Source organism: Streptomyces sp. NPDC012474 (assembly GCF_042955185.1).
Classification (GTDB): domain Bacteria; phylum Actinomycetota; class Actinomycetes; order Streptomycetales; family Streptomycetaceae; genus Streptomyces; species Streptomyces cahuitamycinicus.
The window spans coordinates 1-12,810 of the sequence record NZ_JBIBEP010000026.1 but is presented as its reverse complement, the minus strand read 5'-3'; the positions used below and the strand labels follow the sequence as shown (position 1 = coordinate 12,810).

11 protein-coding genes are annotated in these 12,810 nt (G+C 70.8%); 6 read left to right on the top strand and 5 right to left on the bottom strand.

Features of this window, described 5'->3' with window-relative positions; all coding sequences use genetic code 11:
* Window positions 1-260 precede the first annotated feature (260 nt).
* Window positions 261-1,649, top strand: coding sequence for a M14 family zinc carboxypeptidase (locus tag ACFY9S_RS36980; protein WP_391137800.1), 1,389 nt, complete (start codon window positions 261-263; stop codon window positions 1,647-1,649).
* Here ACFY9S_RS36980 and ACFY9S_RS36975 read toward each other — a convergent pair.
* The 4 genes from ACFY9S_RS36975 to ACFY9S_RS36960 form a co-directional block, all read right to left on the bottom strand.
* Complete coding sequence (locus ACFY9S_RS36975; RefSeq protein ID WP_391137797.1) at window positions 1,610-2,161, bottom strand: hypothetical protein; 552 nt, start codon at window positions 2,159-2,161, stop codon at window positions 1,610-1,612. The two genes, ACFY9S_RS36980 and ACFY9S_RS36975, sit on opposite strands and share 40 nt — an antisense overlap.
* A 196-nt stretch (window positions 2,162-2,357) precedes the next feature.
* Window positions 2,358-2,768: a Rid family hydrolase gene (locus tag ACFY9S_RS36970; RefSeq protein WP_391137794.1), complete on the bottom strand. Its 411-nt coding sequence runs from the start codon at window positions 2,766-2,768 to the stop codon at window positions 2,358-2,360.
* A complete protein-coding gene (locus ACFY9S_RS36965) occupies window positions 2,765-3,526 on the bottom strand; it encodes an IclR family transcriptional regulator C-terminal domain-containing protein (protein ID WP_391137791.1) in 762 nt (253 codons plus the stop codon). The genes ACFY9S_RS36970 and ACFY9S_RS36965 overlap by 4 nt, the downstream gene beginning before the upstream one ends.
* Window positions 3,523-4,557 (bottom strand): PfkB family carbohydrate kinase, encoded by a 1,035-nt coding sequence (locus ACFY9S_RS36960; protein WP_391137788.1) that lies wholly within the window; start codon window positions 4,555-4,557, stop codon window positions 3,523-3,525. The genes ACFY9S_RS36965 and ACFY9S_RS36960 overlap by 4 nt, the downstream gene beginning before the upstream one ends.
* Before the next feature lie 142 nt (window positions 4,558-4,699).
* Here ACFY9S_RS36960 and ACFY9S_RS36955 point away from each other — a divergent pair, with 142 nt between their 5' ends.
* Together ACFY9S_RS36955 and ACFY9S_RS36950 are read left to right on the top strand one after the other, a co-directional pair.
* Window positions 4,700-5,974, top strand: a complete 1,275-nt coding sequence (locus ACFY9S_RS36955) for an alanine racemase (RefSeq protein WP_391137785.1) — start codon at window positions 4,700-4,702, stop codon at window positions 5,972-5,974.
* Between the two features lie 13 nt (window positions 5,975-5,987).
* Window positions 5,988-7,601: an amidohydrolase family protein gene (locus ACFY9S_RS36950; protein ID WP_391137783.1), complete on the top strand. Its 1,614-nt coding sequence runs from the start codon at window positions 5,988-5,990 to the stop codon at window positions 7,599-7,601.
* Between the two features lie 21 nt (window positions 7,602-7,622).
* Here ACFY9S_RS36950 and ACFY9S_RS36945 read toward each other — a convergent pair whose 3' ends face one another.
* Entirely contained in the window at window positions 7,623-8,549 is a 927-nt protein-coding gene (locus ACFY9S_RS36945) for a trypsin-like peptidase domain-containing protein (RefSeq protein WP_391137781.1), read from the bottom strand.
* A gap of 609 nt (window positions 8,550-9,158) precedes the next feature.
* Between ACFY9S_RS36945 and ACFY9S_RS36940 the strand changes: the two genes are divergently transcribed.
* From ACFY9S_RS36940 to ACFY9S_RS36930, 3 genes are all read left to right on the top strand, one after another.
* Entirely contained in the window at window positions 9,159-10,370 is a 1,212-nt protein-coding gene (locus ACFY9S_RS36940) for an aminotransferase class I/II-fold pyridoxal phosphate-dependent enzyme (RefSeq protein ID WP_391137778.1), read from the top strand.
* Between the two features lie 131 nt (window positions 10,371-10,501).
* Entirely contained in the window at window positions 10,502-10,918 is a 417-nt protein-coding gene (locus ACFY9S_RS36935; protein WP_391137775.1) for a hypothetical protein, read from the top strand.
* A 77-nt stretch (window positions 10,919-10,995) separates the two neighbouring features.
* The coding region (locus tag ACFY9S_RS36930) for a DUF6531 domain-containing protein (RefSeq protein ID WP_391137772.1) at window positions 10,996-12,810 on the top strand (1,815 nt) is incomplete at its 3' end.

The following is a 12,810-nucleotide window of genomic DNA, read 5'->3' as shown; positions in this document are numbered from 1 at the left end:
TCAGGGGGTGGGGGTCCGGGGATCCGGGCACACCGGCTCCCCTTGCGCGAACCCCCACTCTTTCCCGGTGCGTACATATATGCACGCCGGGGCCACACCTGTGGGTGTACTTCCGCCGGGACGCCTCGGCCGTGGTGCCGCACGCGTACACTGCGCGGCCACTTTCAGCCTTGACCTGCTCATGCCATTAGCAGAACGATGTGCGCCACCCGCACCACGTACGTCGCACGGAACAACCCCACCTCCCACAAGGAGATTTCATGCGACTTCGCATACGAGGCTCCGGTGCCCGCACCGGCAGACGCACCGCCGCCCTCGCCGGCCTCCTCACCCTGGCCCTCGCGGCGCCCCTGTCCGCGACGACGGGCGACGCCACCGCCGACAGCGCCGGCAAGCCGACCGCTTCGGCCGACGACGTCCGGCAGTACGAGATCCATCTGCACTCGACGGCCGAGGACCGCACGGCACTTCAGCGCACGGGTGTGACCGTCGACGAGGTCCACGGACACGGCGTGGTGGTCTCCGGCCGCGCCGGCCAGATCAAGAAGCTGCGCACGCTGGGCTACGAGGTCGACCCGCTCGGCGCGGTGCCCGACCGGTCCGCCGGCGAGGACGACGTCCGGCTCCTCGACTTCCCGTCGGCCGACTCGAAGTACCACAACTACACGGAGATGACGAACGGGATCGACTCGATCGTCTCGGCCAACCCGTCCATCGCGAGCCGGCGCGTGATCGGCACGTCGTATCAGGGCCGGGACATCGTCGCCATCAAGATCAGCGACAACGTGAGCACCGACGAGTCCGAGCCGGAGGTGCTGTTCACGCACCACCAGCACGCCCGTGAGCACCTGACCGTCGAAATGGCGCTCTACCTGCTGCGCGAGCTGACCTCCGACTACGGCTCCGACTCGCGTGTCACCGGCATGGTGAACAACCGCGAGATCTGGATCGTCCCGGACCTCAACCCGGACGGCGGCGAGTACGACATCGCCACCGGCTCCTACCGCTCCTGGCGCAAGAACCGGCAGCCCAACTCCGGTTCGTCGTACGTCGGTACGGACCTGAACCGCAACTGGAACTACCGCTGGGGCTGCTGCGGCGGTTCCTCGGGGTCGAAGTCCTCGGACACCTACCGGGGGGCCTCGGCGGAGTCCGCGCCCGAGGTGAAGGTCGTGGCCGACTTCGTGCGCAGCCGGGTCGTGGGCGGCAAGCAGCAGATCAGGGCCGGCGTGGACTTCCACACCTACAGCGAGCTGGTGCTGTGGCCGTTCGGCTACACGTACTCCGACACGACCACCGGGATGACCGCGGACGACCACGCGGCGTTCAGGACCGTCGGCCGGAAGATGGCCGCGAGCAACGGGTACACGGCGGAGCAGTCCAGCGACCTGTACATCACGGACGGGTCGATCGACGACTACCTCTGGGGTGCGCACAAGATCTTCGGCTACACCTTCGAGATGTACCCACGCTCCGGTGGGGGCGGGTTCTACCCGCCCGACGAGGTGATCGAGCGGGAGACCTCCCGTAACCGCGACGCGGTGCTGCAACTGCTGGAGAACGCGGACTGTATGTACCGGTCGATCGGCAAGGAAGCGCAGTACTGCGGTCAGCCTGCGTCTTCCGCTGCTTCCCCGTCCTCGAAGTAGGCGTCCAGCACCGCGTCCAACTGCGCGTCCCACTCCGTGAAGTGGCTCCTGGCCGGTGCCTCGATCTCGATCGGGTACCAACGCCGGTCAGGGGTGTGGACGGTGACGGTGTACCGCTTGCCGAAGCGGGCCGTCTCCGTCTCGACCGCGCCGATCTCGTCCCAGCGGAACTCGCACTCCTGGTCGTCCAGGGACATGCGTACGCCTCTGTGGTCGGCGACCATCCTGGCGCGGCGGTCGGACGCCTCGAAGACGGGGCCGTCGGTGCCGGCTTCGGTGTCCTCCTCCGGCTCCGAGGTGTCCTCCTCCGCCTCGGAGGGGGACACCTCGGCCGTCTCCTCCGACTCGGCGGCGGTCTCGTCGGCCTCGTCGGCCTCCGCGACCGCAGGCTCCTTCTCCGGCCCGTCCTCCTCCGTCCGTCCGGACACGGGTGACGTGAGCCCGGGGATGAAGGCCGGGTCGAATCCGGCGCCTTCCAGGGGCTGGCTGCTCGAACCTATGCGCTGCTCCACAGCGAAGCAGTATGGTCGACAAACCTGTGCCGCACACAGTCGACCCCGACTTCGTTATGAGACTCCTACACGAACAGGCTCAGCACGGCGGCGATCGCGAGGGGTCGCCGAAGAACTCGATCACCGCGCGGAGCGTGGCGGGGGCCAGGGCGATCGAGGGCGGCGCCGCGCCGGGGAAAGGCGGGGTGGGTGCGGGTCAGCCGAGGACGGCCAGCGCGTCGATCTCGATGAGCAGCCCCGCGGGGAGGCCGACGTAGACCGTCGTGCGCGCGGCGGGCGGCTGGGTCAGGCCCTGCTCCTCGAAGTAGGCGTCGTAGATCTCGTTGAACTCGGCGAAGTGGGCCACGTCCGTCAGGTAGACGCGGATCATCATCACGTCGTCCCAGCCCGCGCCGCCCTCTTGGAGGATGGCCTTGACGTTGGCCAGGGTCTGGAGGGTCTGCTCGCGCAGGGCCGGCCCGGCGGGCGTGGGCGCCTTGCCCTCCTCGGCGGGCAGGAAGCCGACCTGGCCGGCGACCTGGAGGATGTTGCCCTTCTTCACACCGTGCGAGAACTTCGCCGGCGGGGTGGTGTGGGTCTTCGGCGTGAGTGCGATCTTGTCCGTCATGCGGTGCCCTTCAATGGTGTCCTGCCGGAGTACTCGCCGCTGATGGCCTCCGCCGTACGGCGCACCAGCGGCAGGAGAGTGAGGAGTTCGTCGGCGGTGACGACGACGTTCGGCGCGGAGACCGACATCGCGGCGACGACCCTGCCGTCGGCGCCGCGGATGGGCGCGGCGACGCAGTTGATGGACTCCTCGTGGCCGCCGAGGTCGGTGGCCCAGCCCTGTTCGCGCACCTTCTCCAGCTCGCGCAGGAAGGCGCCGGCGTTGGGTGTCGAACGGGACGTGTACATGGGGAAGTCGAGCTTCTCGGCGACCGCCCGCCGCTCGTGCTCGGGCAGGTCGGCCAGCAGCAGCTTGGCGACCGCGGCGACGGTGATGGCGACGGGCTTGCCGATGCGGGAGTACATCCGCACGGGGTAGCGGCTCTCGACCTTGTCGATGTAGAGGACCTCGTTCTCCTCGTACACGGCGAGGTGCACGGTGTGTCCGCAGTCCTCGTTGACGCGGACCAGGTGGGGGTGGGCGATCTCGCGGACGTCGAGGTTCTCCATCGCCTCCTGGGCGAGGGCGAAGAGCCGGGCGCCGAGGCGGTAGCGCTGGTCGGACTGGCGGTAGACGAGCCCGTGCTCGTGCAGGGTGCGCAGCAGGCGCAGGGCCGTGGACTTGTGGACGCCGAGGCGGTCGGCGACCTGCCCCAGGTCGGCTGGGCCCTCGGCGAGCAGCGGCAGGATGCTGAGCGCGCGGTCGACGGTCTGGCTCATGGCGTACGTACCTCCTCGTCGGCCCGCTGTGTCTCCTCGGTCCAGCCCGGGCCGAGTCGCAGTCTCCCCCATGCCGCGTCGTCCAGGGCGGTGAGCCGGTCGGCGTGCTCCCGCGCGGGCGGTGCGGCGAGGTCGCCGGGCACGGTGAGCGCGGCGGCGGCCATGAGGTGCCCGTGCCGCAGCCGGTCCCGTACGGGCAGCGCGCGCAGGGTGGCGGAGAGGAACCCGGCGGCGAAGGCGTCTCCGGCGCCGACGGCGGCGACGACGTCGACCCGCGGGGCCGGGACGAAGGTGGCGTCCCGCCGCTCGAAGACGGTGGCGCCGGCGGCACCCTGCTTGACGACCAGCACCTCGGGCTCGGGGAGGGCGGCGCGGACGGCCTCGGGGCTGTGCAGCCCCCAGGCCTCGTCCTGCCCGACGAACACGAGATCCGCGCCCCGGGCGAGGTCGCGCAGCACCGTCGGGGCGTCCGTGTCGCGCCACAGGCCGGGACGGTGGTTGACGTCGAAGGAGACCAGGGGTCGGCCGGGGCGGCGGGCGGTCAGCTCGCGCATCAGGTCGAGGCAGGCCGGGGACAGGGCGGCGGTGATCCCGGAGAGGTGCAGCACGCGCCCGGAGCGCACCGCCGCCGGGTCCACCGTGTCGGGGGACATCGCCGAGGCGGCCGATCCGGCCCGGTAGTAGGCCACCTCGTGGGCGTCGCCCGCCCGGTCCCCCGCAGTGCGGAAGTAGATCCCGGTGGGACGCTCCGGGTCCCGTCGCACGGACGCGACGTCGACGCCGTACGCCCCGATCTCCGCCAGGAGGTGGTCACCGAAGCCGTCCGCGCCCACCGCGCTGATCCACCGGGCGGAGTGCCCCGCCGCCGCCAGCACGCACGCCACGTTGGACTCGGCCCCGCCGATCCCCCGCTCGAAGGACGGCACGTCGGCGAGGCGTCCCGGCCGGGACGGCAGGAACGTCACCATGGACTCGCCGAGCGCGACGACGTCCACGACGTCGGGGGCGTTGCGGGGTCCGGTGGGGGTCACGATGCTCGTAGCTCCTCTTCGGGGGCGTCGGGGCGGCCGGTGGCGGTTTCATTGACCGGCGGTGGCCGAGATGTTAGACACGTGCAGCGACATACGCAACGAAGGTTGCAGATATTGCAACACAGCAGATCAGGGAGGCTCTATGACGGCCGACAGCGCCCAGTCACTCGCCCGGCTCGCCGCCGAGCGCGTCGACCACCGCTTCAAGGGCCTCCCGCCGGACGCCGACGGACTGACCGTCGCCGAGCTGGCCGGCCAGCGGCGCAACCTCTTCACCGGCGGCTTCGCCACGCCCGTGCTCGCGCTGTCCGCCGAGCGCCTGGAGCACAACCTGAAGCTGATGGAGACGTACGTGGCCCGGCACGGCCTGGCCTTCGCGCCCCACGGCAAGACGTCGATGGCCCCGCAGCTGTTCCAGCGGCAGATCGAGCACGGGGCGTGGGGCATCACGCTGGCCATGCCGCACCAGGTGCGGGTGGCGCGGGCGTTCGGGACCCGGCGCGTGTTCCTCGCGAACGAGCTGGTCGACGCGGCGGCCCTGCGCTGGATCGCGGCCGAGCTGGACGCCGACCCGGATTTCGAGCTGGTCTGCTACGTCGACTCGGTGCGCGGGGTCGAGCTGATGGACGCCGCCCTGCGGGGTGCCACGCGCCCCGTGGACGTCGTGGTCGAGCTCGCCGCCGGGGAGGGCGCCCGGACCGGGGTGCGCACGGAGGCGGAGTGCGCGCGGGTGGCGGACGCGGTGGCGGGGACCCGGACCCTGCGGCTCGTCGGTGTCGCGGGCTACGAGGGCGAGGTGCCGAAGGCCGACACCGAGCGGGTGACGGCGTGGCTGCGGCGCCTGGTCGCGCTCGCCGCGGCGTTCGACGAGGCCGGGCGCTTCACCGGACTGGACGAGATCGTCGTCAGCGCGGGCGGCAGCGCCTGGTTCGACGCGGTCGCCGAGGTCTTCGCGGAGATCCCCGAACTCTCCCTTCCGGTACTGAGGCTGCTGCGCTCGGGCGCGTACGTCTCGCACGACGACGGCCACTACCGCAAGCTGACCCCGTTCAACCGGGTGCCCGAGGAGGGTGCCCTGGAGCCGGCGTTCCGGCTGTGGACGCAGGTGGTGTCGCGGCCCTCGGACGAGCAGGCCTTCGCCAACGCGGGCAAGCGGGACGCGGCCCACGACCTCGACCTGCCCTTCGCCCAGGTGATCCACCGGGACGGCACCGAGCGCCCGGCCACCGGCGTCTCGGTGACGGCCCTGTCGGACCAGCACGCCTGGCTCGCGACCACGCCGGAGGCGGATGTGGAGGTCGGCGACTGGGTCGGGCTCGGGCTGTCCCACCCGTGCACCTCGTTCGACAAGTGGCAGCTGATCCCCGTCGCCGAGGCGGACGGCACGGTCGTCGACTACGTCCGCACGTTCTTCTAGGGGGCCGTCGGCGATGGAAGAGCTCGTCATCAGGGACGCCGACGTCGTCGACGGCTCCGGCTCGGACGCCTACCGGGCCGATGTCGTGGTCGACGGCGGCCGGATCGTATCGATCGTCAAGGAGGCCGCGGCGGCCGGCTGCCAGCGGCCGAAGGCGCGCCGGGAGCTGGACGCCGAGGGGCTGGTCCTCTCCCCCGGCTTCATCGACATGCACGCCCACAGCGACCTGGCGCTGCTGCGCGATCCCGACCACAGCGCCAAGGCCGCGCAGGGCGTGACCCTGGAGGTCATCGGCCAGGACGGCCTGTCGTACGCGCCGGTCGACGACCGCACGCTCGGCGAGGTGCGGCGGGCCATCGCCGGGTGGAACGGCCCGGGTGACGACATCGACTTCGACTGGCGGTCGGTCGGCGAGTACCTGGACCGGCTGGACCGCGGGATCGCCGTGAACGCGGCCTACCTGATCCCGCAAGGCACGGTCCGGGCGCTCGCCGTCGGCTGGGAGGACCGCGAGGCCACGCCGCAGGAGCTCGACCGGATGCGGCAGTTGGTCGCGGAGGGCATGGAGCAGGGCGCCGTCGGCATGTCCTCGGGGCTGACGTACACGCCGGGCATGTACGCGAAGGACGCCGAACTGACCGAGCTGTGCCGGGTGGTGGCGTCGTACGGCGGCTACTACTGCCCGCACCACCGCTCCTACGGCGCCGGGGCCCTGGAGGCCTACGCGGAGATGGTCGCGCTGACCCGGGAGGCGGGCTGCTCCCTCCATCTCGCCCACGCCACCATGAACTTCGGCGTGAACAAGGGCCGGGCGCCCGAGCTGCTGGCCCTGCTGGACGAGGCGCTCGCGGCCGGGTCCGACATCAGCCTCGACACCTACCCGTACACACCGGGCTGCACGACACTGGCGGCCGTGCTGCCGGGCTGGGCGAGCGAGGGCGGCCCGGAGGAGATCATCGGGCGGCTGGCGGAGAACGGCACGGCGGAACGCATCCGCCACGATCTGGAGGTAACCGGCTCGGACGGCTGCCACGGCGTGCCCGTCGAGTGGGACACGATCGAGATCTCGGGTGTGAACGACCCGGCCCTGGCCGGTTTCGTCGGCCGGACGGTCCAGGAGTCGGCGGACCGGCGGGGCGAGGCTCCCTGGGAGACCGCGCGCGGGCTGCTGCTGGCCGACCGGCTGGCCCCGACGATCCTCCAGCACGTGGGCCACGAGGAGAACGTCCGGGAGATCATGCGCCACCGGGTGCACACCGGCGGCTCGGACGGCATCCTCCAGGGCGCCAAGCCGCACCCACGCGCCTACGGGACGTTCCCGCACTACCTCGGGCACTACGTCAGGGAGTCGGGGGTGCTGTCGCTGGAGGAGTGCGTCGCGCACCTCACGTCCCGCCCGGCGGCGCGGCTCCGGCTGCGCGACCGGGGCCTGATCCGCGAGGGTTACAGGGCCGACCTGGTGCTCTTCGACCCGGCGACGATCGCGGCGGGCGCCACGTCCGCGCAGCCGCGCACACTTCCGACGGGCATTCCGCACGTCCTGGTCGACGGCCGGTTCGTGATCGAGCACGGCCGGCGCACGGACGTGCTGGCGGGCCGGGCGGTCCGCAGGACTCCTCCCGCGTGACCGCCCGGCCGGCACCCTGCCTTACGGCTTGGGGAGGGTGCAGCCGCTCGCGCTCAGGTCGAGCTTGCTGTCGATCCCGAAGCAGGCCGGGATCCCGTACGTCTCCTGCGCGTAGTTGATGCCCTTGCGGACGGTCACCTTGCCGTTCGCGTCGACCTCGCAGGGGTTGTTCACCGTGCAGCGCTCACCGTCCTCGTTGCCGGTGTTGTTGATGGCGACGACCTTGTTGGTGGCCTGGTCGACGACGGGCGAGCCGGACGTGCCGCCGATGGTGTTGCAGGCGGAGGTGTAGCGGACCGAGTCCTTCCAGGTCCAGTCGCCCTCCTTCATGGTGGGCACGAACCCGTCGATGGAGCAGCTGTAGATCCGCTTCCAGTAGCCGGAGGGGATGCTGATGGCGGTGCCGGCGACCGGGTGACTGTCGTTCAGCGTCAGCGCGTTGATGTTGTACGAGCTCTTGATCTGCGCGTACGTGGTGGTGAGCTGGTACAGCGCGACGTCCGTGTCGGTCATCGTGCCGTAGGCGAGCTTGGCGGCGCGCAGGGTGGCGACGCGCGAGCCGGAGGAGTTCAGCAGGCTGAAGGTACGGCTGGACGCCTTGTCGACGAGGACCTCGCCGGGGCCGGGGAAACCGGACTCCAGGCAGTGGCCGTTGGTCATCACGAGCGCCGGGTCGTTGTCCTCGGCGTCCGGCATGCGGACGACCGAGCCGGAGCAGTTGTTGAGCGCGACGGTGCCGGCGAAGTTCACGGCCTTGGCCTGAGAACCGCGGAGCCCGGACAGCGTCTGCTCCACGGACGTGACCACGCCGGAGACGGCGGATGTGGCCGAGCCCGTGTCCGCGACCTTGCCGACGCCCGTGGGGGCGGCATCGGCAGCGGACGCGGGGGCCGCGCCGGCCCCGGCTATCGCCAGGGCGCAGAACGCGGCGGCGAGAGGTTTTCTCATGGGGGGTCCCCTCTTGCGACGGAGGCGACCGGAAAATCCTCCGGCCGCCTGCACGATTGTCATGCGCATTGTGATCGTGCAGAGGGGGCCGGCACAAGAACCTGTTCCACAACCGGAATCCCGGCGTCCTGCCAGACCCTACTCAACCGCCCTTAGAGGCCGGTCACTTGGGTCCCTTGGTTCCGCCGGGGCCGCCGGGGCCGCCGGTACCGCGCCCGGGTTTCCCGTGGGACCTGCCGAGGGCCGAAGGCGCGGCGATGGGAGATGCGGAGCGGCCGGATACGGGGCGCCCGGCGCGGCCGACGGGTCCATCCGGTCGTACACGTCCTGCCAGGCGTACACGTCCTGCCGGCCGTGCGTCGCCGCCGGGTCCGCGCAGGCGTCGTACGCCGGAGGGGAGGCACCCTGTGGCAGGTACACGTTCGGCGGCCCCTGGGGCTCGCCGCCCGTCGCACCGTCGGCGTAATCGAATGGCTTGAACATGGCGGCGCATTCCAGGGACCGAAGGTGCTGGTGGGACAGCGTGCGGCGATATCGCCCCGTATCGCCGCGTCTCACGTGGCGGAAAACACGAACCGGGAGCCATTGCCGGGCCGTAAGCTCCCACACATGCAGGTGATCCAGTCGACCAAGCTCGCCAACGTCTGTTACGAGATCCGTGGCCCGGTGCTCGAGGAGGCGATGCGACTGGAAGCTGCGGGGCATCGGATCCTCAAGCTGAACACCGGCAACCCGGCCGCGTTCGGCTTCGAGTGCCCGCCGGAGATCCTGGAGGACGTCCTCCGCAACGTGTCGTCGGCGCACGGCTACGGCGACGCCAAGGGCCTGCTGGCCGCGCGCCGGGCGGTCGTCATGCACAACCAGACCCTCGGCATCGAGACGGACGTCGAGCACGTCTTCATCGGCAACGGCGTCTCCGAGCTGATCGTGATGGCGATGCAGGGCCTGCTGGACGACGGCGACGAGGTCCTCGTGCCCGCGCCGGACTACCCGCTGTGGACCGCCGCCGTCTCGCTGTCCGGCGGCACGGCCGTGCACTACCGCTGCGACGAGCAGGCCGACTGGATGCCGGACCTCGCCGACATCGAGCGCAAGGTCACCGACCGCACCAAGGCGCTCGTGATCATCAACCCCAACAACCCGACGGGGGCCGTCTACGACGAGGCGATGATCAAGGGCTTGACCGACATCGCCCGCCGGCACAACCTGCTCGTCTGCTCCGACGAGATCTACGACAAGATCCTCTACGACGAGGCCACGCACACCCCGACCGCCTCCGTCGCCCCGGACCTGCTCACCCTCACCTTCAACGGCATGTCGAAGGCCTACCGCGTGGCCGGCTACCGCGTCGGCTGGATGTCGATCTCCGGGCCGCGCGCCCACGCCGACTCCTACATCGAGGGCCTGACGATCCTGGCGAACATGCGCCTGTGCGCGAACATGCCCGGGCAGCACGGAGTCGTCGCGGCGCTGAGCGGACGGCAGACGATCAACGACCTGGTACTGCCGGGCGGGCGGCTGCACGAGCAGCGGGACACGGCGTACGAGCTGCTGACCCAGATCCCCGGGGTCAGCTGCGTGAAGCCCAAGGGCGCGCTCTACCTCTTCCCGCGCCTCGACCCCAAGGTCTTCAAGATCAAGGACGACCGCCGCATGGTCCTGGACCTGCTCCGGCGCGAGAAGATCATGGTCGTCCAGGGCACGGGCTTCAACTGGCCGGAGCCGGACCACTTCCGGGTGGTGACCCTGCCGACGGTCAGGGACCTGACCGATGCCATAGGACGGATCGGCCACTTCCTGGACGGTTACAGTCAGGCCTGATGCGCCTGGCCCCGCCTGACCCGACTGCCCGCTCACGCTATGTGCGCGGGCAGTCCGGTTTTGTGAACGACTCAACTTTAGACGAAATCTAAGCTAGGATGGTTTCCTGTAAGCACTCAGGAGGCCTTCCCATGTACGAACCGATCCGCGCCAAGTCGGTCCACAGCACGGTGGACGGCCCCAACCCCGACTTCCCCCACCGCTCCCGCGAGGAGGAGCTGGACATCCAGCTCGCAGGGCATCTCGCCGCCCTGCTCGCCGTCACGGACGAGCTGCGCGCGTCGCAGTCCTCGGCCGACCTGGACACGGCGGCGGAGCGGCTCGCGGAGCAGGTGGGCCGACTGAGGGGTGGCCACGCTCCGGCCCGGGTGTCCGGCACCCGGCGTGAGCGGAGCCCCGCGGCCCTGCACCGGCGGGCGCACACCCTGGCGGGACGCGCGCTGGTCGTCGCCGCCTCCCGCGCCGACACGGCGGCCGCGATCCTGGCCGCCGAGCGGATGGACGCCCACACGGCGGCCCTGGAGCCCCGCGAACTCGCGTCCCGCTGAGCCCTTCGGGCCCCCTTTGCGGCCCCGGTCCGCGCGCACCCGCAGCGACGCGCGGACCGGGCGCCACTAACCCCTCCGTGGCACCGGGGCTGGCGGCGGCGCCGAAGCCGGAGTTACCGGAGCCGGAGAGCCCGTGGACGAGACCGACCAAGGTGGAGGCTGCCGCGACACCGGCCGGTTCGGTCAAGGCACCGGAATCGCAGGCGGAGGCCAAGCCGTCGGCCGAGGTCGCCGCCTGGCGGGCGGCGCAGCAGGCCCGTACGGGCGGCAAGGCCGGCGCCCAGCGTGCGGGGGCCGCCGCCGAGGCCACGCCGTTCGTTCCCGAGGGTCAGGGCGAGGTGCCCTGGCACCGCATCATCGACACGCGCTTGAATGACGCGCTGGTGGCGCGGGTGAACGTCTCCAACGGCAACTTGATGCTCGCCGCGACGGACTTCGACATCGCCGGCGTGGGCCAGAAGCTGCAACTGGCCCGGACGTACAACTCCCTTGAGGCGCCCTGGGGAAAGGTCACGCAACGCTGGTGGCAGGCGTACGAGCGGTACCTCCAGACCGGCGACGGTGAGGTGGTCGTCCACGACGCCACCGGCGCTGCCCTGCGCTTCAAGGAGACGTCCACCGGCGGTTGGACCACGCCGACGGGCTACTCCAAGGACCTGAAGAAGAACGCGGACGGCACCTACACCCTGACCGACCGCAAGTCGGGCACGAAGGACACCTACGACGAGCACGGCACCCTGACGAAGGTCACGGACAAGAACGACGGCACGATCACCGTCGACCAGCACGACGAGGACGGCGAGCACAAGGGCTTCAAGCTGACCGAGACCCGCTCGGGCCGCTGGATCGACCTGGTGAAGACGGACGCAAGCCAGTGGCAGGCCAAGGACCACACGGGCCGCACGGCCGTGTTCGACCTGGACCCGTCGGGCAACCTGGCGAAGGTCACCGACACCGACGGCAAGGCCACGGCGTACGCGTACGACTCCTCACGCCGCCTGACGAAGGTGACCACGCCCGAGGGCACCATCACCCTGTTCACCTACGACGCCCACAACCGCGTCAGGTCCATGCAGCGCGCCACCGAAGTGACGAGCAACGGCCACATCGGTCCGACCTGGCGCTACGACTACACAGCCGCCACCCCCTCCGACGCGGGCACCACCACGGTCACCGACCCCCTCGATCACTCACGCCACGCCAAGTACACCAACCACCTGGTGCAGAGCGCGATCGACGCGATGGGCACGGGGGCGGACGGCACCGGCGGCAACACCACCACCTATGGCTGGGACGGCCGCCACAACGCCATCTCCCAGAAGCTCCCGCTCGGTGCGACGGCGTCCGTGACGGCTTACCAAACGGTCGCAGGCACGGATCTGCCGAACGACTTCACCACTGCGGACGGCCGCAAGGACACCTTCAAGTACGACACCAACGGCAACACGATGTCGGTGACCACGTCCGGCACGGCCGGCGGCACCCGCGAGTACACGTACAACAAGGACACCCCGACCTGCGGCGGCTTCGAGGGCCCGCGCTGCACCGCCAAGGACGCGGGCAGCAAGGTCACTTCCTTCGAGTACGACACCAAGGGCAACCTCAAGAAGGTCACCCCGCCCGCCCCGCTGGGCACGACGCAGTACACCTACGACGCGCTCGGCCGGGTGGAGACCGTCACCGACGGGCGCGGCATCAAGACCGTCTACGTCTACGACAACCGCGACCGCGTGACGAAGGTGTCCTCGACCAACGCCACGGTCACCTACTCCTACGACGGCGACGGCAACGTCAGGACCCGCACGGACGCCTCCGGCAGCACGGGCTGGACCTACGACAAGCTCAACCGCGAGAGCGTCCGCACCCTGCAGAACGGCGCCCAGACGGCGCTG

What these genes read in the sequence shown, in the direction of transcription:
- ACFY9S_RS36980 (WP_391137800.1), top strand. Translation starts at nt 261, where the DNA reads ATGCGACTTCGCATACGAGGCTCCGGTGCCCGCACCGGCAGACGCACC.
- ACFY9S_RS36970 (WP_391137794.1), bottom strand. Translation starts at nt 2,768, where the DNA reads ATGACGGACAAGATCGCACTCACGCCGAAGACCCACACCACCCCGCCG.
- ACFY9S_RS36965 (WP_391137791.1), bottom strand. Translation starts at nt 3,526, where the DNA reads ATGAGCCAGACCGTCGACCGCGCGCTCAGCATCCTGCCGCTGCTCGCC.
- ACFY9S_RS36955 (WP_391137785.1), top strand. Translation starts at nt 4,700, where the DNA reads ATGACGGCCGACAGCGCCCAGTCACTCGCCCGGCTCGCCGCCGAGCGC.
- ACFY9S_RS36950 (WP_391137783.1), top strand. Translation starts at nt 5,988, where the DNA reads ATGGAAGAGCTCGTCATCAGGGACGCCGACGTCGTCGACGGCTCCGGC.
- ACFY9S_RS36945 (WP_391137781.1), bottom strand. Translation starts at nt 8,549, where the DNA reads ATGAGAAAACCTCTCGCCGCCGCGTTCTGCGCCCTGGCGATAGCCGGG.
- ACFY9S_RS36940 (WP_391137778.1), top strand. Translation starts at nt 9,159, where the DNA reads ATGCAGGTGATCCAGTCGACCAAGCTCGCCAACGTCTGTTACGAGATC.
- ACFY9S_RS36935 (WP_391137775.1), top strand. Translation starts at nt 10,502, where the DNA reads ATGTACGAACCGATCCGCGCCAAGTCGGTCCACAGCACGGTGGACGGC.